We start from the raw sequence: 22385 nt of genomic DNA, 5'->3' as shown, positions 1-22385 counted from the left end.
GATGGTCCAGCTGCTCGGCCCGCAGGACCGCCTCCTGCGCATGGTCGAGGGCGCCCACCCCGACGTCGACGTCCACGTCCGCGGCAACGAGATCACCCTCAGCGGCGAGGAGCCCGCCGTCCGCGCAGCGCGCGCCCTCGTCGACGAGCTGCTCGAGCTCACTCGCGGCGGCCACCAGCTCGCCCCGGCCGATGTCGCCTCGTCGGCGCGCATGATGCGCGGCGACGGACCGCGCCCCACCGAGGTCATGGGCGAGGCGATCCTGTCGTCGCGCGGCCGCGTGATCCGCCCGAAGACGGCCGGCCAGAAGGCCTACGTCGACGCGATCGACGAGAACACGATCGTCTTCGGCATCGGCCCCGCCGGCACCGGCAAGACGTATCTGGCCATGGCGAAGGCCGTCCAGGCGCTGCAGCGGCGCGAGGTCGAGAAGATCATCCTCACGCGCCCGGCCGTCGAGGCGGGGGAGCGGCTGGGGTTCCTCCCCGGCACGCTCACCGACAAGATCGACCCGTACCTGCGCCCGCTGTACGACGCCGTCAACGAGATGATGGACCCCGAGGTGGTGCCCAAGCTCATCGCGAGCGGCACGATCGAGGTGGCTCCGCTGGCGTACATGCGCGGTCGCACGCTGAACAACGCGTTCGTCGTGCTCGACGAGGCGCAGAACACCACGCCCGAGCAGATGAAGATGTTCCTGACCCGGCTCGGGTTCGGCACGAAGATGGTGGTCACCGGCGACATCACGCAGGTCGACCTGCCGGGCGGCACGAGCGGTCTGCGGCTCGTGACGAAGATCCTCGGCGACGTGGACGACATCCACTTCTCGCGGCTGACGAGCGACGATGTCGTGCGCCACACGCTCGTGGGCAAGATCGTCGACGCCTACACGGAGTACGACGAGCGGCGCACCGCGCACCGGCACGAGCTCGAGGAGGCGCGCGAGTTCGCCAACCGGGCCGAGCGCCGCAGCGCGATCCGCAGAGACCGACAGACGCGAGGGCACGGAGGACGCTCATGATCGACATCAACAACGAGTCCGGGGTCGAGGTCGACGAGTCGGTGCTGCTGCGCCTGACCCAGCGCAACCTCGCCGAGCTGCACGTCAGCGGCGACGCCGACGTGGCCATCGTGCTCGTGGACGAGGGCGCCATGGAGGCCCTGCACGTGCAGTGGATGGACGAGCCCGGTCCCACCGACGTGCTGAGCTTCCCGATGGACGAGCTGCGTCCCGGCTCCGAGGAGGAGCCCACGCCCGCCGGGCTGCTGGGCGACATCGTGCTGTGCCCGCAGGTGGCGGAGTCGCAGGCCGAGACGGCCGGTCACTCCACGATGGACGAGCTGATCCTGCTCACCACCCACGGTCTGCTCCACCTGCTCGGCTTCGACCACGCCGAGCCCGACGAGGAGCGCGAGATGTTCGGCCTGCAGAAGGAGCTCATCGCGGGCTTCGCGGCCGACGAGCGCCGCCGCACGCGGTGATGGTCGAGACGCTCCTCTTCCTCGCCGCCCTGCTGCTCGTCGTCCTCGGCGGGGTGATGTCGGCCGTCGACGCCGCACTGTCGGTGAGCTCGCGCGGCGACCTCGTCGACTTCGCGGCCGAGGCTCCCGAGCGCCAGGCCCGTGCGCTGGCGCGCATCGCCGACGATCCCGACGCGCACGCCGACGCCGTGACCTTCGTGCGGGTGCTGTCGGAGATGGCGGCCGCTGTCCTCGTCACCGCCGCCTTCACCCTCGCCTTCGCGAGCATCTGGTGGGCGATCCTCGCGGCCGCCGTCGTCATGACGGTGCTCTCGTTCGTCGCCGTCTACTCGAGCCCCCGCGCGCTCGGGCGCCGCGGCGCCGAGCCGCTGCTGCGCTTCGCCGCGCCCCTCGTGCACGGTGTGCGCGTGGTGCTCGGTCCCGTCGCCCGCCTGCTCATGAGCATCGGCGCCCGCGCCACGCCCGGCGGCGGCCGCCGCAGCTTCGAGTCGGAGGAGCAGCTGCTGAGCATCGTCGACGAGGCGGCCTCGAACGACCTCATCGACGACGATGATCGCGAGCTCGTGCACTCGGTGTTCGACTTCACCGATCAGGTGGTGCGGGCGGTCATGGTGCCGCGCACCGACATGATCACCGTCGACGCATCCGTCACCACGCGCGAGGCGCTGCAGGCGTTCCTCGACACGGGGATCTCGCGCATGCCGGTCGTGGATGGCGAGGTCGACGACGTCGTCGGCGTGCTCTACCTCAAGGACCTCGTGCAGTTCGGCTTCCGCGAGACGCCCGGCTGGCGCGACGCGAGCGTGCGGCCGCTGGCGCGCCCGGCGGTGTTCGTCCCCGAGCAGATGCGGGCCGAGACGCTGCTGCAGCAGATGAAGCGCGAGGCGGTGCACGTGTGCCTCGTCGTGGACGAGTACGGCGGCATCGCCGGGATCGTCACCCTCGAGGACCTCATCGAGGAGCTCGTGGGCGAGATCTCCGACGAGTACGACACCCCCACCACCGAGATCGTCGAGCTCGGCGAGGGCAGCTACCGCGTGGCCGCCCGCCTGTCGCTCGACGAGGTCGGCGACCTGTTCGGCATCGAGCTCGAGGACGAGGACGTCGACTCGATCGGCGGACTGCTGGGCAAGCAGCTGGGGCACGTGCCGCAGCCGGGCGAGACCGTGGAGGTCGCGGGTCTCGTGCTGACCGGCGGCACCTCGCGCGGGCGCGGGCGCGGTCTGGCGACCGTGTTCGTCGAGGCGGGCGAGGGCCTGCGCGCGCTGGCCGACGTGCGATCGCGCCAGCCGCGCACGGGAGAGATCACCGTTCCGTCGACGGGGGAGACCCCGATCGCTCGCGGACGCAACCGGAAGGATCGGTCCGATGACTGAGCTGCGCAGCGGCTTCGTGACGTTCGTGGGGCGCCCCAACGTCGGCAAGTCCACGCTCACCAACGCCCTCGTGGGCGAGAAGGTCGCGATCACCAGCGAGAAGCCGCAGACCACGCGGCGCGCGATCCGCGGCATCCTGAACCGCCCCGGCGGTCAGCTCGTGGTCGTCGACACCCCCGGCATCCACCGCCCCCGCACGCTGCTCGGCCAGCGCCTCAACGACCTCGTGGAGCAGGTGCTCGGCGACGTCGACGTGATCGCGTTCTGCGCCCCCGCGACCGAGAAGGTGGGCCCCGGCGACCGGCGCATCGCCGAGTCGCTCGACGGCTACGGGCGCGCGAAGAAGGTCGCGCTCGTGACCAAGACCGACGCGGCGACGAAGGACGAGATCATGGAGCGCCTCATCGAGGTGAACGCGCTGCGCGAGGACTGGGCGGCGGTGATCCCGCTCTCGTCCGTCTCGGGCGACCAGCTCGACGTGCTCACCGATGAGCTGCTGAAGCTCATGCCGGTTGGGCCCGCGCTGTACCCCGAGGGCGTCACCACCGACGAGACGCTCGAGGATCGCGTGGCCGAGATCATCCGCGAGGCCGCCCTCGAGGGCGTGCGCGACGAGCTCCCGCACTCGATCGCCGTCACGGTCGAGGACATCTCCCCGCGCGAGGGGCGCGACGACCTCACCGACGTCTACGCGAACATCGTGGTCGAGCGCGACAGCCAGAAGGCGATCATCATCGGTCGCAAGGGTGCGCGGCTGAAGGATGTGGGCGCGCGCGCCCGCGCCGAGCTCGAGCCGCTCATCGGCACGAAGATCTACCTCGCCCTGCACGTGCGCGTGGCCAAGGAGTGGCAGCGCGACCCCAAGCAGCTCGGCCGCCTCGGGTTCTGAACGGACGCCTACGCGGCGGCTCGCCACGCGTCAAGTCCCTTCTGCGGCCCCGCGGCGGCGCCGAGTCTGGAATCTCCAACGATCCGACTCGGGAGGAACGACCATGAGCGATATCTCCGGCAAGCCCCAGGACCTGGGGGACAAGGCCGAGCAGGCGGCCGGCAAGGCGCAGGGTGTGGCCGAGGACGTCGCCGGCAAGGCCCAGGGCGTGGCGAACAAGGCGCAGGGGGCGGCGAGCAAGGTCGCCGGGGACGTGGCCGACAAGGCCCAGGAGGTGGCCGGCAAGGCGCAGCAGGCGATGCACCGCGCCGAGGGCACCGTCCGCCAGGCGGCGGAGAAGACGAACTGGAACCCGCTCGCCGTGCTCGGCCGGTGGGGCATCCGCAGCTCGCACGCGTACGCGGCGGGCTTCCTGGCGATCGGCGCCACGGTGGTGAAGTGGCTGCTGACCCTCACGCACGAACCGCGCGAGCAGGCGGACCGCACGGGGCTGTTCATCGGCGAGTGGGCGCCGACCCTCTTCGCCCTGGGCGTCGCCCTCAAGCACGAGGAGGAGCGCCGCTGACGCACCCCGCGTCGGGGCCACCGGGTGCACTCTGTCGCCCCGGTGGCCCCTTCTCGATCTTCCTGCTCAGTGGGGCGGCGCAGCGAGGCCCGCGCGCCGCGCAGATTGCGTGGTAGGCTCGCAGCATGCATGTCGGCGTGCTCCTTCTTAGCTGCCGCGGCGAGACCTCGATCTAGGGCCTCTCTCGTCGCGGAGTTTCGCGTGGCCCGCACCCGCCACCAGCGAAAGAGCAGAACATGCAGAACAACCAGCGCCCCTCGGCGATGCCGATCCACAAGTACCGCCCGTATCACGAGCAGATCGTCGTGGATCTGCCCGACCGCACCTGGCCCTCGAAGCGCATCGAGAAGGCGCCCCGGTGGTGCGCCGTCGACCTGCGCGACGGGAACCAGGCCCTCATCGATCCGATGGATCCGCAGCGCAAGCGGGTCATGTTCGACCTGCTCGTGAAGATGGGCTACAAGGAGATCGAGGTCGGCTTCCCGTCGGCGAGCCAGACCGACTTCGACTTCGTGCGCCACCTCATCGAGGACGGCGCGATCCCGGACGACGTCACGATCCAGGTGCTGACGCAGGCGCGCGAGCACCTCATCGCCCGCACCTACGAGGCGATCCGCGGCGCCAAGCAGGCGATCGTGCACCTGTACAACTCGACGAGCGTTCTCCAGCGCGACGTCGTGTTCCGCACCGACAAGCAGGGCATCATCGACATCGCGCTCGAGGGCGCGCGCCTGTGCAAGACGTACGAGGCGACCGTGCCCGAGACCACGGTGTATTACGAGTACTCGCCCGAGTCGTACACGGGCACCGAGCTGGAGTTCGCCGCCGAGATCTGCAACCGGGTGATGGAGGTGTTCGTGCCCACGCCCGAGCGCAAGCTGATCCTGAACCTGCCCGCCACCGTCGAGATGGCCACGCCCAACGTCTACGCCGACTCGATCGAGTGGATGAGCCGGCACCTGAACCACCGCGAGAACGTGATCCTCTCGCTGCACCCGCACAACGACCGCGGCACGGGGATCGCCGCCGCCGAGCTGGGATACCTCGCCGGCGCCGATCGCATCGAGGGCTGCCTGTTCGGCAACGGCGAGCGCACGGGCAACGTGGATCTCGTGGCGCTCGGCGTGAACATGTTCACGCAGGGCATCGACCCGCAGATCGACTTCAGCGACATCGACCAGATCAAGCGCACCGTCGAGTACTGCAATCAGCTCCCCGTGCCCGAGCGCAGCCCGTGGGCGGGCGACCTGGTCTTCACGGCGTTCAGCGGATCGCACCAGGACGCCATCAAGAAGGGCTTCGAGGCGATGGCGGCCCGGGCCGCGGCGCAGGGCGTCTCGGTCGACGAGATCGAATGGGCGGTGCCGTACCTGCCCGTCGACCCGAAGGATCTGGGCCGCTCCTACGAGGCCGTCATCCGCGTCAACTCGCAGTCGGGCAAGGGCGGCGTCGCGTACCTGCTCAAGGCCGACCACGCGCTCGACCTGCCGCGCAAGTTGCAGATCGAGTTCTCGGGCGTCGTGCAGGAGCACACCGACGCCGAGGGCGGCGAGGTCACGAGCGCCGAGATCTGGCGGATCTTCCAGGACGAGTACCTGCCCGCCGCCAACCCGGCCGAGCGCTGGGGCCGGTTCGAGATCCTCTCGACCGAGACCCAGAGCTCCGGGTCGGACGTGGCGCTCACGGTCGTGCTGCGCGACGGCGACGACCAGCGCACGGTGCACGCGCGCGGCAACGGCCCGATCGCCGCGTTCCTCGAGGTGCTGCGCGAGGCCGGCCACGAGGTCACGCTCTACGACTACGTCGAGCACACCATGGCGGCCTCCGGCGACGCGCAGGCCGCGGCCTACGTGGAGCTGCAGGTCGACGACCAGCGCCTGTGGGGCGTCGGGATCGACGGTGACATCTCGATGGCATCGCTGAAGGCGATCGTCTCGTCGGTGAACCGCTCGATCCGGGCGCGCGAGCGGGAGCTCGTCGCGGTCTGACGCTCGGTCGTCGACGCGCGAAGCGCGGAGCGGAGACGGGCCGAGCGGAGCCGCGCAGCGCCGCAGTCGAGGTCTAGCTGTACTCGGCAGTCACGTTGGTGACAGTCGGCTGATCGGTGGGCCTCCGACAGCGGAGTGGTGTCGTTGAGTGTTGTAGTGCTCGAGCCAGGGCGCAAGGGCGGCGGTTCGCTCGTCGTTTGAGCGGAACACCTGGCGGTAGGCCCATTCGGTCTGCAGGGTGCGGTTGAGGCGTTCGACCTTGCCGTTCTGCCAGGGGCAGTGCGGCCGGATGAGGACGTGCTTTGCGCCCAGGACGGCGATCGCGGCGCGGACGTCGCCCGAGAGCCGGTAGCTGAAGTGGTTGTCGGTCATCACTCGTTCGATGCGGGTGATGCCGTGCCCGGCGAAGTAGGTCGCGGCGCGCAGCAGGAATGCTCCGCAGGTGGGGCCCTTCTCGTCGGGGAGGATCTCCGAGTAGGCCAACCGGGAGTGGTCATCGACGAGGGAATGGACGTAGTCGAAGCCGATCCGGGCTCGCTTCTGCGCTGAGGTCTGGCCGTGCTCGCGGCCGTTTGCTCTCCAGCCGCCGCCGTCGGGGATGCGGCCGAGCTTCTTCACATCCATGTGGACCAGCTCGCCCGGCTCGGACCGCTCGTAGCGCGTCGCGGTCTGCTTCGACGCGCGGATCACCACGCCGGTCAACGGGTCGCATTCGTCCAGGCACGGTACTCGGTTCCGTGCCAGGATCGCCCCGACCGTGCGAGCGGGAACGCCGGCGACCGGTCCGATCCGGTCTTGTCCCTGGCGCAGCTCGCGCCGCAGCGCAAGCACCCGCTCTTCGACATCGGCCGGTGTCCGTCGCGGTGACGAGTGCGGTCGAGATGAGCGGTCCTGCAGCCCCTCGATGCCCTCGACTCGGAACCTGTTCACCCAGCGATGCGCGCACTGGCGCGAGACACCGAGCTCTTTCGCGACATGCGCGACGGGGCGGTGCTCACCGATCACCCGTTCGACCAGCAACAACCTGCCGCGGACATTCAGCCGCGCGTTAGCGTGTGACACGAGACCTCCTGGTCAACGTGGGGAACTAGACAGCTCCACTACGCCAGGAGGTCTCCTCCTTTCACAACGCCCGTGTCACCAACGTCTCTGCCGAGTACATCTAGCGGCGCCGATGCCAGCGGAACCGGCGCCGCTTCGGCGCGCCGGCGGCATCGGGCAGGATGATCGCGCCCGTCAGGGGGATCTCCGCGCCGTCGCGAACCTCCTGGGTGGTGATCACCGGGATCGCGGTGGTCTCCAGGGCGACCTTGCGGCGGTGGATGCGCCGCTGCTCGGGGAGCGAGACGTCGAAGATCACGGCGAGCAGGCGGATCACGGTGGTCACGACGACGCCGATCGCCGCGGCCCAGCCGATCTCCATGCCGAGCGTGAACGAGGCCGCGAGCGCGGCGTTGCCCACGAGCGCGGCGATCGCGTACAGCGAGCCGACGTGCATGATCGCGATCGGCAGCCCCATCGCGATGTCGCGGATAATGCCGCCGCCCACCGCGGCGCAGACGCCGACGAAGATGGCGGGCACGATCGGCAGCCCGTACGCCAGCGCCTTCGACGTGCCGACGGCGCCGAACAGGCCCATCGCCACGGCGTCGAGGCCGATGATGAGTCGGTTCAGGCGCTGGAAGACGCCGGCCAGGAGCATGCCGACGAGCGACGCGGTGACCGCCGTGAGCAGGTACCAGTTCGACTGCAGCGTCGCGGGCGTCACGCTCAGCAGCAGATCGCGGATGAGACCGCCGCCCATGCCGAGCATGATGCCGATGAGGGCGACCCCGAGCCAGTCGAGGCGGCGCTGCCCCTGGAAGCCCGCGGCGAAGACGGCACCCTGGATGCCGCCGAGGGCGACGGCCAGGAGGTCGGCCCACAGCGGGATGACGAAGAGGGGAGCGTCCACGCCTCCATCGTGCCAGCCGGCGCACGTCGCGCCTCCAGGCCGCGCGCATGATCCGGGCGGATAATCGAGTGTGCCCACCTATCGAGACGAAGCCGTCGTGCTGCGCACCCACAAGCTGGGCGAGGCCGACCGGATCGTCACGATGCTGAGCCGCCGCCACGGCAAGGTCCGCGCGGTCGCCAAGGGGGTGCGGCGCACCTCGTCGAAGTTCGGCGCGCGCCTGGAGCCGTTCATGGTCGTCGACGTGCAGCTGTATGCGGGGCGGAGCCTCGACATCGTGCAGCAGGTCGAGTCGCTCGGCTCGTACGGCGCCGACATCGCCGGGGACTACGACCGATACACCGCCGCGAGCGCGATGGTGGAGGCGGCCGATCGCCTCAACGAGAACGAGGCGAACCCGGATCACTTCTATCTGCTCGTCGGCGCGCTCCGCTCGCTCTCACGCGGCGAGCACGCCGACGGCGCGACCATGAGCTCGTACCTGCTGCGGGCGATGTCGCTGGCCGGCTGGGCGCCGGCGCTGGGCGACTGCGCGCGCTGCGGCTCGCCCGGCCCGCACGACGCCTTTGTCTCGCAGCTCGGCGGCACCGTCTGCGCCCGCTGCGCGCCGGCGGGCAGCCCGCGGATCGACGCGCGCACGCTCGAGCTGCTGCGCGCGCTGTTGGCGGGCGACTGGGCCGTGGTCGACGCGGCCGCCGAGCGGGAGCTCGCCGCCGCGTCGGGGCTCGTGTCGGCATACGTCCAGTGGCACCTCGAGCGCGGCCTGCGCGCGCTCTCGCACGTGGGAGGGAAGCGTTGAGCCCCAAGCCGTTCACGACCAAGGAGGCCGAGCCCTCCCGCCCGCTCGACTGGACCGGGCAGCAGCCGCCGGCGTTCGAGGGCCGCGTTCCCCACCACATCGCGATCGTCATGGACGGCAACGGGCGCTGGGCCAACCGCCGCGGGCTCTCGCGCATCGAGGGGCACAAGGCCGGCGAGGCCGTGATCCTCGACGTCGTGGCGGGCGCGATCCAGGCCGGGGTCAAGCACCTCTCGCTCTACGCCTTCTCGACCGAGAACTGGCGGCGCTCGCCCGACGAGGTCCGCTTCCTCATGGGCTTCAACCGCGACGTGCTGCGCCGTCGGCGCGATCAGCTCAACGAGTGGGGCGTGCGGGTGCGCTGGGCGGGGCGCAAGCCGCGGCTGTGGCGCTCGGTGCTCAGCGAGCTGCAGGCGGCCGAGCGGCTCACCGAGGGCAACGACGTCCTCACCCTGTCGATGTGCGTCAACTACGGCGGCCGCAACGAGATCGTCGATGCGATCCGGCAGATCGCCGAGGACGCGCGCGCCGGCCGCATCAGCCCCTCCGCGATCACCGAGAAGACGGTGCAGCGGCACCTCTACGTGCCCGACATGCCCGATGTCGACCTGTTCGTGCGCTCCAGCGGCGAGCAGCGCACGTCGAACTTCATGCTGTGGGAGTCGGCGTACGCCGAGATGGTCTTCCTCGACACGCTGTGGCCCGACTTCTCGCGCACGGACCTGTGGCACGCGATCCAGCTCTACCTCGACCGCGACCGCCGGTTCGGCGGGGCGATCGACAGGCCGACGGCGTCCTGATCCGGCCGGCCCGGAATATGCGCACGCATCGAGCGTTGGGATCCATATGACCTCTCGCGCACCCCTGAAGATCGACATCTGGAGCGACATCGCCTGCCCGTGGTGCTACATCGGCAAGCGGAACCTGGAGAAGGGGCTCGCCGAGACGGCCGGCGACGACGACGCTCCGCGCGTGGAGATCGAGTATCACTCCTTCGAGCTCTCGCCCGACACGCCCGTCGACTTCGAGGGCAGCTCGGCCGAGTTCCTCGCCGAGCGCAAGGGCATCGGCATCGACGAGGCGCGCGCGATGAACGAGCGCGTCGCCCAGATCGCCGAGGGCGCGGGGCTGCACTATCGCTTCGACCTGCAGCAGCACACCAACACGGTCAAGGCGCACGAGCTGATCCACTTCGCCAAGGCGCATGGCAAGCAGCTCGAGATGAAGGAGCGCCTGCTGAGCGCGTACTTCGTCGAGGGGCGCCACGTGGGCCGCATCGACGAGCTCGTGGCGATGGCGGAGGAGGTCGGGCTCGACCCGGTCGCCGCGCGCGACGCGCTGGAGTCGGACGCCTACCTCGACGCCGTGCGCGCGGACCAGGCGCAGGCGCAGGCCTATGGGATCAACGGCGTGCCCTTCTTCGTGATCGACGGGAAGTACGGTGTCAGCGGCGCGCAGCCGCCCGAGGCGTTCGCGCAGGTCGCCCGCCAGGTCTGGGCCGAGAAACAGGCCTGACGCCGGCGCAGGCCTCGACCGCGGCGCTAGGCCAGCGCGGCCTCGATCGCGGCGATCACCTCGGGGGCGTCGGGCTTGACCGGCGGGCGGAAGCGGGTGACCGATCCGTCGGGCGCGATGAGGAACTTCTCGAAGTTCCACGCGATCGGTCCGGCGAGGCCGTGGGCGTCCTTCGTCTTCTTGAGGGCCTTGTACAGCGGGTGCGCGTGACGACCGTTGACGTTGATCTTGTCGTTGATCGGGAACGAGACGCCCCAGGTCGTGGCGCAGTAGTCGAGGATCTCGTCGATCGAGCCCGGCTCCTGGCCCATGAACTGGTTGCACGGGAAGCCGAGCACGGTCAGCCCACGGTCGCCGTAGGTGCGCTGCAGCTGCTCGAGCTGCTCGTACTGGGGCGTGAGGCCGCACTTCGAGGCGACGTTCACGACGAGAACGGGGCCGGGAGCGTAGTCGGCGAGCGTGCGCTCGGCGCCCTCGGCGTCGGCGAACGGGATGCGGTGAAGGTCCACGGGGTCGCTCACGTCAGCTCGCCTTCGTTCGTTCGGTGCATCGCATGCCGCCACTCTAGGCCGCTTCGCCTTCGCCCAGGCCGGTTCTGAAAGAATGGACGCGTGACCCCCGTACTCGCCGATGCTCCGACCGCTCCCGCGCACACCCGCGGGCTGCAGATCGGCGACATCCGCTCGGATGTGCCGGTCGTGCTGGCCCCGATGGCGGGCATCACGAACACGGCCTTCCGGCGCCTGTGCCGCGAGTACGGCGCCGGGCTGTACGTGAGCGAGATGATCACCACGCGCGCGCTCGTGGAGCGCAACCCGGTGACGATGCGGCTCGTGCAGTTCCACGAGTCCGAGACGCCGCGGTCGATCCAGCTCTACGGCGTCGACCCGCACTACACGCGCGAGGCCGCACGGCTCATCGCCGAGGAGGACCGGGCCGATCACATCGACCTCAACTTCGGCTGCCCGGTGCCCAAGGTCACCCGCAAGGGCGGCGGATCCGCACTGCCGTGGAAGCTCGACCTGTTCCGCTCGATCGTGCGCGGCGCGGTGGAGGGCGCGGGCGGGCTGCCCGTGACCGTGAAGATGCGCAAGGGCATCGACGCCGATCACCTCACGTACCTGGACGCGGCGAAGATCGCCGAGGATGAGGGCGTTAAGGCCGTCGCGCTGCACGCGCGCACGGCGAATGAGTTCTACTCGGGGCACGCCGACTGGTCGGCGATCGCCAAGCTCAAGGAGACCGTCACGAGCATCCCCGTGCTCGGCAACGGCGACATCTGGAGCGCCGCCGACGCGGTGCGGATGATGGACGAGACCGGCTGTGACGGCGTCGTGGTGGGCCGCGGCTGCCTGGGGCGCCCGTGGCTGTTCGGCGAGCTCGCCGCGGCGTTCGGCGGCGAGGGCACGCGCGTGGACGCGACGCTCGGCTTCGTCGCGAACGCGTTCCGCCGGCACGCCGAGCTGCTCGTGGAGTTCTTCGAGAGCGAGGAGCGCGGCTGCCGCGACATCCGCAAGCACGCCGCCTGGTACTTCAAGGGCTACCCGGTGGGCGGCGACCTGCGCGGCCAGTTCGCCCAGGTCACGAGCCTGGCCCACATCGACTCGCTCATCGAGCAGCTCGACCTCGACGCGCCGTACCCGGGCGACGCGGCCGAGGGCCAGCGGGGCCGGGCCGGGCGCCCCAAGCGCACCGTGCTGCCGGACCGCTGGCTCGAGTCGCGCACGATGGACGACTCGGCCACCCGTGAGCTCGCGGACGCGGAGCTGGACACCAGTGGTGGCTGAGGCGGCTGCCCGTCATCCGGGCTACAGCGACGCCGACGCCGAGCGCTTCTTCCACGAGAAGCACCGATCGGAGCGTGACGACTTCGCGCGCGACCGCGCGCGCGTGCTGCACTCGGCGGGCCTGCGGCGCCTGGCCGCCAAGACCCAGGTGCTCAGCCCGGCCAGCCCCGCCGATTTCGCGCGCAACCGGCTGACCCACTCGCTCGAGGTGGCGCAGGTGGGCCGCGAGATCGGCAACGCGCTGGGCCTCGCCGCCGACGTCGTCGATACGGCGTGCCTCAGCCACGACCTGGGCCACCCGCCCTTCGGCCACAACGGCGAGCGGGCGCTGAACGAGTGGGCCGCCGACGTGGGCGGGTTCGAGGGCAACGCCCAGAGCCTGCGCATCCTCACGCGCCTCGAGGCGAAGATCGAGGAGGACGGCCGCTCGTACGGCCTCAACCTCACCCGGGCCAGCATCGACGCCACGTGCAAGTACCCGTGGACGGTCGACAACCCCCTGCCCGACCCCGGCGGACGCCTGAAGTTCGGCGTGTACCCCGAGGACGAGGATGTCTTCCACTGGATGCGGCAGGGCGCGACCGGGCGGCTGCGCTGCATCGAGGCCGAGGTGATGGACCTCTCCGACGACATCGCTTACTCGGTGCACGACTTCGAGGACGCCGTGCTCAACGGCTATCTCGACCTGGCGCGGCTGAGCGATCCCGTCGAGCACCACCCGCTCATCGGCCAGATCCAGCAGTGGGTCGGCTACGAGTACACGCGCGACGAGCTCGCCGACGGCCTTTACCGCCTCACGCGCCAGCCGATGTGGCTGCGCAGCTTCGACCGCTCGCGCGCCGACCTCGCGCGGCTGAAGAACCTCACCAGCGACCTCATCGGCCGCTTCGCCCGCGCCGCGGTCAGCGCCACGCGCGAGGCGTACCCGGGGGAGTCGCTGGCCCGGTATCAGGCGCACGTCATCGTGCCGCGCGTGATCGAGGTCGAGATCGCCGTGCTCAAGGGCCTCATGGGCGCCACGATCGTCACGATCGACGCCCGCAAGGGCGTCTACAAGGAGCAGCGCCGGGTGCTCAAGCGCATCGCCGAGGCGCTGCTGTCCACCGACACGCTGTGGTCCACCGGCGCCGAGGCGCTGGAGCCGGCCTTCGCCGCCGACTTCCACGCCGCCGACACCGACGCGGCCCGCAAGCGCGTGATCGTGGACCAGATCGCCAGCCTCACCGACCAGACGGCGGTCGAGTGGCACAACCGGCTGGTCGGCGAGATCGATCCCCGCGAGGTCGGCATCTGGTCGTCGCGCCACGATCGGCACGACGGGCGCACGCGCCCGGGGGTCGGCCTGGCGGCAGGGGCACGCTGAGATGCCGCGCATCCGTCAAGCCGACGTCGACGAGGTCAAGGCCCGCACCAACATCGCCGACATCATCGGGGAGCGGGTCGCGCTGAAGTCCGCCGGTGTGGGATCGCTCAAGGGCCTGTGCCCCTTCCACGACGAGAAGTCGCCGAGCTTCCACGTGCGCCCCCAGCACGGCTACTACCACTGCTTCGGCTGCGGCGAGTCGGGCGACGTGTACAGCTTCCTGCGGCAGATGGACCACCTCTCCTTCACCGAGGCGGTCGAGAAGCTCGCGGCCCGCGTGGGCATCACGCTGCACTACGAGGACGGCGGCCCCGCGCCCGAGACCTCGGGCCGCGCCCGGCTGCTGGCGGCCAACGCCGCCGCCGCGGAGTTCTTCCGTGCGCAGCTCGTCACGCCCGAGGCCGAGACCGCCCGCCGCTTTCTGGGCGAGCGCGGCTTCGATCCGGCCGCGGCGGCGCACTTCGGCGTCGGCTACGCGCCCAAGGGCTGGGACGCGATGCTGCACGCGCTCACGAAGCAGGGCTTCACGCGCGAGGAGCTGACCACCGCGGGCCTGGTCTCGACCAACCAGCGCGGCGGGGTGTACGACCGGTTCCGCGGGCGGGTGATGTGGCCGATCCGCGACGTCACGGGCCAGACGATCGGCTTCGGCGCCCGCAAGCTCTACGACGACGACCAGGGCCCCAAGTACCTGAACACGCCCGAGACGCCGATCTACAAGAAGAACCAGGTGCTGTACGGCCTCGATCTGGCCAAGCGCGACATCTCGCGCGGCGATCCCAAGCGCGTCGTCGTGGTGGAGGGCTACACCGACGTCATGGCGTGCCACCTCGCCGGCGTGACGACGGCGATCGCCACCTGCGGCACGGCCTTCGGCTCCGAGCACGTGACGGTGCTGCGGCGCGTGATGGGCGACGACGACGCCTCGGGCGAGGTCGTGTTCACGTTCGATCCCGACGAGGCCGGTCAGAAGGCGGCGGTGCGCGCCTTCGCGGAGGAGAAGCGCTTCAACGCGCAGAGCTTCGTGGCCGTCGCGCCCGACGGGCTGGACCCGTGCGATCTGCGGCTGCAGCGCGGCGACGGCGCCGTGCGCGCGCTCATGGACCACAAGGTGCCCATGTTCGAGTTCATGATCGATCGCCGCATCTCCGGCTTCGACCTCGGCACCGTGGAGGGGCGCGTGGGGGCGCTGCGCTCGGCCGCGCCCATCGTGGCCGAGATCCGCGACCGGCTGCTGCAGCCGGGCTACGAGCGCGTGCTCGCCCGGCGCCTGGGCATGGACCCGCGCGAGGTGCACCAGGAGGTGCAGCGACGCGCCGCGGCGAACGGGCGCGAGGCGCGCACGGGGCGCGCCGAGGCGGCGGAGCCGGCGGTGGCCGCACCCGCCGTGACGCTGGCCGCGCTGCCCCGCACGGTGGCCGTGGCGCGCGAGCGCGACGCCCTCACGGGGTTCCTGCAGTACGGCCACCGCGTCGACCCCGAGCTGTTCCTGCGCGCGCTGGCCGTGCCGTTCCACCACCCGGCGCTCGAGGCCGTGCGCGCCACGCTCGAGGCGACCGATCGCTCGCGGCCCGGGTGGGCCCTCGCCGTGGTCGAGGGCACACCGGCCGCGTACCGCACGCTGGCGGGCGAGCTGCTCGCGCGCGACTTCCCGGCCCGCACCGAGGAGCACGCCGTCGCCTCGATCAACGACCTCGCGCGCCAGATCGTGATCGCGGCGCTCGCGCAGCGCAAGAACGAGCTGCTCGGCGCGATCCAGCGCGTCCCGCCCGACTCCGAGGAGGGCCGGGCGCTGCGGGTGCAGCTGCGCGACCTCGACGCCGAGCGCCACCGCCTGCAGCCGGACGACTGAGCCGGCGCCATCCGGCATCATGGACACATGCGCGTGCCCGATGATCCCGACGTCGCGATCCGCTGCGACGATCTGAGCGTCTCGCGATCGGGTCGCGGCCCCGCGATCCGCGCCGTCGACGGGGTCTCGTTCACGCTGCCGTGGGGCGCGGCGCTGTGCGTCTCGGGCCCCACGGGATCGGGCAAGTCGAGCCTCGCGGCGATCCTCACGGGGGAGCGCGACGAGACGATCGCCGTGGCCGGGGGAGACGCCACCGTCTGCGGTGTGTCGGTGCGCAACCCGGGCCGCGCCCGCCGGGTCCTCACCTTCCGAACCGGCTACCTGCCCCAGGGCGCGGGCAACGACCTGCCGGCCAGCCTCTCGGTCGCTGAGGTGCTCTCGGAGCCGCTGCTCTCGCGCGACCGGCGGGTCGACGGGCGCGCGCTCGGCATCCGGATCGCGTCGCTGCTCGACGAACTGCACCTGCCGATCGGCACCGCCGACAAGTTCCCCTACGAGCTGAGCGCCGGCATGCGCCAGCGCGTCGCCTTCGCGCGCGCCCTCATGCTCGACCCGAAGCTGCTCATCGCCGACGAGCCGCTGGCGAACCTCGATCTCGAGGTGCGCCACCTCGTGTACGACGCGATCGTGAGCCGCCGGCGCCAGTGGGGGATGGCCGCGCTGCTCGTCACCAACGACACCGCCTTCGCGCGCGAGCTGGGCGCCGACCAGATCCGGCTGCAGGGCGGGCACGTCGTGGCGCGCGGCGACGCCGACGGCGCCCTGCGCACTCCCGACACGCACACGCCCGGCGGCGTGGCCGTGTCGTGAGCACGCTCTGATGTTTGCTAAGATTTTCTAGTTGCCGCGAGAGCGGACAGCATTCCTCGGTAGCTCAATTGGCAGAGCAGCCGGCTGTTAACCGGCAGGTTCTTGGTTCGAGTCCAAGCCGGGGAGCCAAGCGAAGAAGACCCCCACGAGTTCGTGGGGGTCTTCTTGCATCTGGGGCGGTCAGCGGGTCGTGATCGTGCCCTCGCCGATCGCGAAGCCGACCTCGTCCTGCACCTCGATCGTGTAGGTGCCGGGAAGCGCCTGCGCCGTGTGGACGAGGATGTTCCCGCCGCGGATCTCGGCGGCGATGACGCTGCCGTCGGGACGGGTGACCTCGGCCTGGACGGCGCCGGCGTCGTCGCCGCCGCGCAGGTCGAGCTCGAACGGGACCGGAACGGTGCGGCCGGGCTGGACGATGCCGGGTGCGTCGCCCACGATCGCGGCCGGCGTGATGGGGACGTCGTCGATGCTGTGCACGGTGCCGGCGATGCCCTCGCAGCCGTGCGCGAACGCGTCCGGGTTGCCGCGCTCGGACGCGGGGATGCCGAGCCCGGCCTCGTCGACCGCGGCGCGCGCCACGTCGGGCTTGTTCGAGAAGATGCCGTCGACGCCGTAGCCGATGAGGGTGTCCATCACGGCGCGGTCGTCGACCGTCCACGTGTGCACGGGGATGCCCTGCTCGTGCATGCGGCCCACGAACGCCGGGTCCTCGAGGATCTGCTTGTAGTTCGGCGCGACCGCGTCGTAGGTGTCGGGCACGATCGTGCCCTCGGGGAAGGTGACGCCGAGGTAGGCGGTCGCCAGCGAGGGCTCGATCGCCTTGATGCGCCGCAGGCTGTCGGCGTGGAACGACTGGATCATCACCTGATCGTGCTGCGGGTCGGGCTGTGCGCCCTCGTGGATGAAGCCGAGGCGGTCGAGCAGGTCGACGAGCAGCTGGTCGCCCACGGGCGAGCTCGGCTTCGTCTCGAGGTGGAAGCGGATGTCGGGGTTGATCGCCCGGTAGCACATGAGCTGCTCGGCCAGCGGCATGATCGTCGCGCCGGCGAACTCCTCGCCCTTCCATAGGCCCCAGTCCATCGCGCGCAGTTCGGCGAGGGTGTAGCTGTCGACGCTGCCGGTGAGGCGCTCGCCCGTCTCGGGGTCGCGGGCGGTGCGGTCGATGGTGGTGTCGTGGAGGCACACGAGCTGCTCGTCCTCGGTGAGCATGACGTCGCACTCGAGCATGTCGGCGTCCATCTCGATCGCGAGGTCGTTCGCCGGGAAGGTGTGCTCGGGCACGTACGACGACGCGCCGCGATGTGCGACGACGGTGATGCGACCGTCGAGCGGCTCGCCGCTGTAGGGCGGCGGCTCGACCGCGGCGCCGGCCGGCGCCGTGAGGGCGAGCCCGAGGGCGGCGGCCGCGGTGAGGCCCGCGGCGAGCAGGCGGGTGGTCCGAGAACGCAACGAGAGGGACATCGGGTCCTTTCAGCGGAGAACGACGGAACGTCCTCAGCCGAGCGGCCCCGCATGAACCGCGTGTGAATCGTCGGTAGTCCGTCACCGACGCGCGTTCGAACCCTGGGTTGTCGGTGCCCGAGGCTCACCGGGCAGCGCGCCCGGCGCGCGAGCAGGGCCGCGCCGACGCGGGGAAGACCGGGCGGCCGGTCAGGCCTCCAGGTCGTCGACGCCCGGGGTCCAGCTCACGCCCGGGCGGCCCCAGCCGCGCTTCTTGGAGATCTTCTGCGCGGTCTTCCAGTCGCCGTCCGAGATCCGGTCGATGTAGATCACGCCGTTGAGGTGATCGAACTCGTGCTGCATGATGCGGGCGCGCCAGCCGTCGACCTCGATGCGCACGGGCTCGCCGTCGAGGTCGATGCCCGTCACGATCACGCGGTCGCTGCGGCGCAGCGGGAAGCGCTCGCCCGGGAACGAGAGGCAGCCCTCGGACTCGGTGTCCTCGTCCGGCTCGCCCGGCTCGGGCGGCGTCATCCACAGCTCCGGGTTGATCACCACGCCGCGCCAGGGTGCCCCCTCGTCGTCCTCGTACGAGTACGTGTAGATGCGCAGGCCGACGCCCACCTGCGGGGCCGCCAGGCCCACGCCGGGTGCGGCATCCATCGTCTCGAACATGTCCGCCACGAGGGGGCGGATCTCGTCGGTGATCTCGTCGACGGGCGCGGCGACGGCGTGCAGCACGGTGTCGCCCCAGATGCGGATGGGGAGGATGGCCATCCTCCCAGCCTACGTTCGCCGCCTGACCGATCCCGCTCCGGCCGGGCAGGATGGAGGCATGACCACGAGCGTGCTCCTCCTCGCCGACACGCACGTGCCGCTGCGCGCGAAGCGCCTGCCCGATGCCGTCTGGCGCGCGATCGACGACGCCGACGTCGTCGTCCATGCGGGCGACTGGGTGGACCTGGCCACGCTCGAGGCGATCGAGGATCGCGCCGCGCGGCTCGTCGCGGTGCATGGGAACAACGACGGCCCGGACCTGCGCGCCCGGCTGCCGGAGGTCGCGCGGGCGGAGATCGACGGGCTGCGGATCGCGGTGGTGCACGAGACGGGACCGGCGACGGGCCGGGAGAGCCGACTGGACGCGGCGTTCGCGGGCGACGACCGGCCCGATCTCGTCGTCTTCGGGCACAGTCACATCCCGTGGGACAGCGTCACGCCGGGCGGGATGCGGCTGCTCAACCCGGGTTCGCCGACCGATCGGCGCCGTCAGCCGGTGTGCACGATGATGACCGTCGCCGTCGACGCCGGGCGCATCGTGGACGTGGACCTCGTCACCGTGCCCCGCGGGGGCGGTCCTACTCGCGGCGCCGCCCGCTGACAAGCCCCTTCGGCCCGGCACGGCCGTGCCGCACGATCGTGAGGGAGCACGGGAGGAGGCGCGGGATGAAGGTCGCCATCATCGGCGCGAGCGGACACGTGGGCACGGCCCTGCTGCGCGCGCTCGGGGACGAGCCGCAGGTCGACGACATCGTGGGCATCGCGCGCCGCCTGCCCGACGTCACGCGTGATCCGTACCGCGCGGCGCGCTGGGAGCGCATCGACATCGCGGTGCCGACGGCGGACGCGGCGGGCGAGGAGCGCGCGGTGGCGCGGCTCGCGGAGGCGCTCGTGGGCGTGGATGTGGTCGTGCATCTCGCCTGGCTCATCCAGCCGAACCGCAACCGCGAGCTGCTGCGGCGCACGAACGTCGACGGCACCCGCCGCGTCGTCGCGGCGATGGAGCGAGCGGGCGTCGGCCGGCTGGTGTGCGCGTCGTCCGTCGGCGCGTACTCCGGCGTGCGCGACGACGACCGCCGCGACGAGTCCTGGCCGACGCAGGGCATCCGCAGCTCCCACTACTCCGCGGACAAGGCGGATCAGGAGCGCGTGCTCGACGACGCCGAGGCGCGGGGCCTGTCCGTGGCCCGCGTGCGCCCCGCGCTCGTCTTCGACGGCTACGCCGGGGCGCAGATCACGCGGCTGTTCGTCGGCGCGCTCGTGCCGCCGCGCCTGCTGCGGCCGGGAACCCTGCCGATCCTCCCGCTGCCGGCGGGCCTGCGGATGCAGGTGGTGCACGGCGACGACCTCGCCGATGCGTATCGGCGGATCGTCGTCGGCGGGGCCGACGGCGCGTTCAACATCGCCACCGAACCGGTCCTCGATGCGGAGGCGATCGCGGCGATCGTGGACCACGGACGACACGTGCCGGTCCCGCCGGCCGCGCTGCGGCCGCTCCTGCACGCGGCGTGGCGGCTGCACGCCGTCGCCGCCGACCCCGGCTGGCTCGACATGGCGATGCGCGTGCCGGTGATGGACACCGCGCGCGCCCGCGACGAGCTGGGATGGGCGCCGAGCCACGGCGCCGCCGAGACGCTGCGGGAGGTGCTGCGCGCGATCGCCGACGGCACGGGCACCGCGAGCGCCCCGATGCGCCCCCGGCGCCGCTGGCCGCACGACCAGCTGCCGCCGGGCGACGTCCCGGCCGGCCGTTCGGATGCGCCCACGACGGCGGCGGACGGGCATCGGGTGCCGGTCGGCATCGACCGCGAGCTGCTCGGGCTGTATCTGTCGGACCACCTCACCGGCGCGACGGCGGGCGTGGCGCGCATCCGGCGGATGGCGACGGCCTTCGCCGACACGGAGCTGAGCCCGGATCTCGGGCGCATCGCCGACGAGATCGCGGCGGAGCGGACGTTCCTGCGCGAGCTGATCTCGGGCCTGGAGCTGCGCCGGAGGCCCTACCGGCAGGCGGTGGCCTGGCTCGCGGAGCGCGCCGGTCGGCTCAAGACGAACGGTCGCGTCACCGGATCGCCCATGACACCAGTGCTCGAGCTGGAGCTCATGCGGAGCGCGGTGATCGGCAAGCTCGGCGGGTGGGAGACCCTCGCTGCGCTCGCCCCGGACCTCGGGCTGCCGGTCGAGACGTTCCGCGATCTCGCCGATCGCGCCCGCGCACAGGCGGCGACGTTCGAGGAGCTGCACGCGCGCGTCCTTCCCGACGCGTTCCGCCGCGACGACCGCTGACGGTGCCGCCGCGGGCACGCGACTTGGCCGCCGAGGCCCCGTCGCACCCGGTCGCGGCGGGCCGCGTGGCCTAGGCTCGAAGACGTGTATGGGGGGATCGCACCGGGAGCGGCAGACGTCGGCGAGCAGTTCGTCGGGGCCTTCCAGAACCCCGGGCTGCTGCTGGGCATCCCGCTCGCCCTCGCGGGCGCCGTGTTCATGTCGCTCGGCGCGCAGTTCCAGAGCCGCGGCGTGCGCAAGGTCGAGACCCTCTCGGGCGAGACCGGCGAGACCGGCCTGGGCGCCCTGCACCTGCTGCGGCTGCTGCGGCGGCCCTCGTGGCTCATCGGCACGGTGCTGCTCGGCTTCGCGATCCTCTGCCAGCTCAGCGCCCTCGCCGTGGCGCCGCTCATCGTCGTCCAGCCGCTGGGTGCGGTCTCGCTGGTGATCACCACGCTGCTGAACGCGCAGGCCACCGGGCACCTGCCCACCCGCAAGTCCCTCACCGCGATCGGCCTGTGCGTCGGCGGCATCTTCGTGTTCGTGATCGTCGCGGCGATGTTCGCGTCGGAGCGCACGCTCAGCGAGTACGAGCTGCTCGTGGTGCTCGCGATCCTGCTCGTCGTCGTCATCGTCCTCGGCGGCGCGTGGGCGCTGCTGCGCAAGCGCCTCAGCGCGCTGTTCTACATCACGGCGGCCGGCGTGCTGTACGGGTTCGTCGCCACGCTGGCCAAGGTCGTCATCAAGCGGATCCAGGCCGGCGACTTCGAATGGATCACCATCGTCTGCCTCGTGGCGCTCGTGGCGGCGGCCGTGGTGGGCGGGTACTTCGTGCAGACCGCCTACTCGTCGGGGCCGCCAGACCTCGTGATCGCCGGGCTCACGGTGATCGACCCGATCGTCGCCGTGCTGATCGGCGCGCTCGTCCTCGGCGAGGCGGCGCATGCGCCGCTGTGGGCGCTGTTCGTGTTCGTCGGGGCCGGGGTGGTCGCCTCGATCGGCGTCTTCCTGCTCGCGCGCCACCACCCGCAGGTGATCAGCGAGAGCCAGAAGCTCGGCATCGCCCGCGGCAGCGACGGGGGAGTGGACGCGGCCGCGCGCTCGGTCGAGTCGCGGCGCGCGTTCGATCAGGACGACGCCGTGATCCGGGACGAGCCGCGCGCCGCCTCGACGCCGCTCGACGACCTGCGCGCGCTGCGGGATCCCGACGATCTGCTCGGCCGCCGCAACCCTCCCGCGCCGGGCTCCGGCGACGCGCCGCGGTAGGCTCGGACCCACGGGGCGGTAGCCAAGATGGTCAAGGCAGCGAGCTCATAACTCGACGATCCGCGGGTTCAAGTCCCGCCCGCCCCACAGTGTGTGCCCGGGTAGGCCGGGGCAAATGGGGCCCGATGCGAGCAGTATATGGGTACGCTTGAGGCCTCAGCACCCTCCCCGACGCGCGGAGATCCCGCCTCCGTCGTCGCCCGGCTGGACCCCACCCGCCCGCGCCGGTCGGCGATGATCGACGTCGCCGCGCGACG

The 22385-nt window shown here is 71.5% G+C and carries 21 protein-coding genes and 2 tRNA genes; 18 read left to right on the top strand and 5 right to left on the bottom strand.

Translation table 11 applies throughout. The features are described from left to right. Window position 1 precedes the first annotated feature (1 nt). The 6 genes from E3O41_RS07100 (at window position 2) to leuA (ending at window position 6300) form a co-directional block, all read left to right on the top strand. Window positions 2-1021 carry a PhoH family protein gene (locus E3O41_RS07100; protein WP_099566269.1) on the top strand — a complete coding sequence of 340 codons (1020 nt, stop codon included), beginning with the start codon at window positions 2-4 and terminating at the stop codon, window positions 1019-1021. Continuing rightward, window positions 1018-1482, top strand: a complete 465-nt coding sequence (ybeY, locus tag E3O41_RS07095; protein ID WP_067023489.1) for an rRNA maturation RNase YbeY — start codon at window positions 1018-1020, stop codon at window positions 1480-1482. Before E3O41_RS07100 ends, ybeY begins: the two co-directional genes overlap by 4 nt. After that, a complete protein-coding gene (locus E3O41_RS07090; RefSeq protein ID WP_067023486.1) occupies window positions 1482-2858 on the top strand; it encodes a hemolysin family protein in 1377 nt (458 codons plus the stop codon). The genes ybeY and E3O41_RS07090 overlap by 1 nt, the downstream gene beginning before the upstream one ends. After that, window positions 2851-3747, top strand: coding sequence for a GTPase Era (era, locus tag E3O41_RS07085; RefSeq protein ID WP_067023484.1), 897 nt, complete (start codon window positions 2851-2853; stop codon window positions 3745-3747). Before E3O41_RS07090 ends, era begins: the two co-directional genes overlap by 8 nt. Window positions 3748-3850: 103 nt before the next feature. Beyond that, window positions 3851-4312: a hypothetical protein gene (locus E3O41_RS14420; protein ID WP_240482240.1), complete on the top strand. Its 462-nt coding sequence runs from the start codon at window positions 3851-3853 to the stop codon at window positions 4310-4312. 236 nt (window positions 4313-4548) lie between these two features. Further along, window positions 4549-6300 carry a 2-isopropylmalate synthase gene (leuA, locus tag E3O41_RS07075; RefSeq protein ID WP_067023476.1) on the top strand — a complete coding sequence of 584 codons (1752 nt, stop codon included), beginning with the start codon at window positions 4549-4551 and terminating at the stop codon, window positions 6298-6300. A 90-nt stretch (window positions 6301-6390) separates the two neighbouring features. Here the strand turns inward: leuA and E3O41_RS07070 are convergent, their stop codons facing one another. Together E3O41_RS07070 and E3O41_RS07065 are read right to left on the bottom strand one after the other, a co-directional pair. After that, on the bottom strand, window positions 6391-7362 hold the full coding sequence (locus E3O41_RS07070) for an IS481 family transposase (RefSeq protein ID WP_067023474.1): 972 nt from the start codon (window positions 7360-7362) through the stop codon (window positions 6391-6393). A gap of 100 nt (window positions 7363-7462) precedes the next feature. Then, a complete protein-coding gene (locus E3O41_RS07065) occupies window positions 7463-8254 on the bottom strand; it encodes a trimeric intracellular cation channel family protein (protein WP_083990800.1) in 792 nt (263 codons plus the stop codon). Window positions 8255-8324: 70 nt separating this feature from the next. Between E3O41_RS07065 and recO the strand changes: the two genes are divergently transcribed. The 3 genes from recO to E3O41_RS07050 are packed head-to-tail and all read left to right on the top strand — an operon-like array spanning window position 8325 to window position 10568. After that, entirely contained in the window at window positions 8325-9053 is a 729-nt protein-coding gene (gene recO, locus E3O41_RS07060; protein ID WP_067023471.1) for a DNA repair protein RecO, read from the top strand. Beyond that, window positions 9050-9853, top strand: coding sequence for an isoprenyl transferase (locus tag E3O41_RS07055; RefSeq protein WP_067023469.1), 804 nt, complete (start codon window positions 9050-9052; stop codon window positions 9851-9853). The genes recO and E3O41_RS07055 overlap by 4 nt, the downstream gene beginning before the upstream one ends. 46 nt (window positions 9854-9899) lie before the next feature. Further along, window positions 9900-10568, top strand: a complete 669-nt coding sequence (locus tag E3O41_RS07050) for a DsbA family oxidoreductase (protein WP_067023467.1) — start codon at window positions 9900-9902, stop codon at window positions 10566-10568. Between the two features lie 26 nt (window positions 10569-10594). On the opposite strand, the gene E3O41_RS07045 is transcribed toward E3O41_RS07050, so the two are convergent. Beyond that, window positions 10595-11089: a glutathione peroxidase gene (locus E3O41_RS07045; protein ID WP_067023455.1), complete on the bottom strand. Its 495-nt coding sequence runs from the start codon at window positions 11087-11089 to the stop codon at window positions 10595-10597. 90 nt (window positions 11090-11179) lie between these two features. Between E3O41_RS07045 and dusB the strand changes: the two genes are divergently transcribed. The 5 genes from dusB (at window position 11180) to E3O41_RS07020 (ending at window position 16509) form a co-directional block, all read left to right on the top strand. Beyond that, the gene (gene dusB, locus E3O41_RS07040) at window positions 11180-12355 is read left to right on the top strand and encodes a tRNA dihydrouridine synthase DusB (protein ID WP_067023451.1); all 1176 of its coding nucleotides are present in this window, start codon (window positions 11180-11182) and stop codon (window positions 12353-12355) included. Then, window positions 12348-13718 carry a deoxyguanosinetriphosphate triphosphohydrolase gene (locus E3O41_RS07035; RefSeq protein ID WP_173849885.1) on the top strand — a complete coding sequence of 457 codons (1371 nt, stop codon included), beginning with the start codon at window positions 12348-12350 and terminating at the stop codon, window positions 13716-13718. Before dusB ends, E3O41_RS07035 begins: the two co-directional genes overlap by 8 nt. Before the next feature lies 1 nt (window position 13719). Continuing rightward, window positions 13720-15570, top strand: coding sequence for a DNA primase (dnaG, locus tag E3O41_RS07030; protein WP_067023435.1), 1851 nt, complete (start codon window positions 13720-13722; stop codon window positions 15568-15570). A 27-nt stretch (window positions 15571-15597) separates the two neighbouring features. Beyond that, window positions 15598-16380, top strand: coding sequence for an ATP-binding cassette domain-containing protein (locus E3O41_RS07025; RefSeq protein ID WP_067023432.1), 783 nt, complete (start codon window positions 15598-15600; stop codon window positions 16378-16380). Between the two features lie 53 nt (window positions 16381-16433). After that, window positions 16434-16509: transfer RNA gene (locus tag E3O41_RS07020), tRNA-Asn, on the top strand. A 51-nt stretch (window positions 16510-16560) separates the two neighbouring features. Here E3O41_RS07020 and E3O41_RS07015 read toward each other — a convergent pair. Both E3O41_RS07015 and def read right to left on the bottom strand, forming a co-directional pair. Further along, on the bottom strand, window positions 16561-17829 hold the full coding sequence (locus E3O41_RS07015; protein WP_158231513.1) for a glycerophosphodiester phosphodiesterase: 1269 nt from the start codon (window positions 17827-17829) through the stop codon (window positions 16561-16563). 201 nt (window positions 17830-18030) lie between these two features. After that, window positions 18031-18597 carry a peptide deformylase gene (gene def / locus E3O41_RS07010; RefSeq protein ID WP_067023427.1) on the bottom strand — a complete coding sequence of 189 codons (567 nt, stop codon included), beginning with the start codon at window positions 18595-18597 and terminating at the stop codon, window positions 18031-18033. A 58-nt stretch (window positions 18598-18655) separates the two neighbouring features. Between def and E3O41_RS07005 the strand changes: the two genes are divergently transcribed. The 4 genes from E3O41_RS07005 (at window position 18656) to E3O41_RS06990 (ending at window position 22215) form a co-directional block, all read left to right on the top strand. Further along, the gene (locus E3O41_RS07005; protein WP_067023424.1) at window positions 18656-19198 is read left to right on the top strand and encodes a metallophosphoesterase family protein; all 543 of its coding nucleotides are present in this window, start codon (window positions 18656-18658) and stop codon (window positions 19196-19198) included. A gap of 65 nt (window positions 19199-19263) precedes the next feature. Beyond that, the gene (locus E3O41_RS07000; RefSeq protein WP_135012197.1) at window positions 19264-20883 is read left to right on the top strand and encodes an NAD-dependent epimerase/dehydratase family protein; all 1620 of its coding nucleotides are present in this window, start codon (window positions 19264-19266) and stop codon (window positions 20881-20883) included. 84 nt (window positions 20884-20967) lie between these two features. Continuing rightward, window positions 20968-22128, top strand: coding sequence for a DMT family transporter (locus E3O41_RS06995; RefSeq protein WP_067023418.1), 1161 nt, complete (start codon window positions 20968-20970; stop codon window positions 22126-22128). 12 nt (window positions 22129-22140) lie between these two features. Beyond that, window positions 22141-22215 (top strand) — tRNA-Ile (locus E3O41_RS06990). The last annotated feature ends 170 nt before the right edge of the window (window positions 22216-22385 follow it).

Source organism: Microbacterium sediminis (assembly GCF_004564075.1).
GTDB lineage: Bacteria > Actinomycetota > Actinomycetes > Actinomycetales > Microbacteriaceae > Microbacterium > Microbacterium sediminis.
Note: the sequence above shows the minus strand (reverse complement) of the source record. Positions and strands in the feature narration are given on the sequence as shown.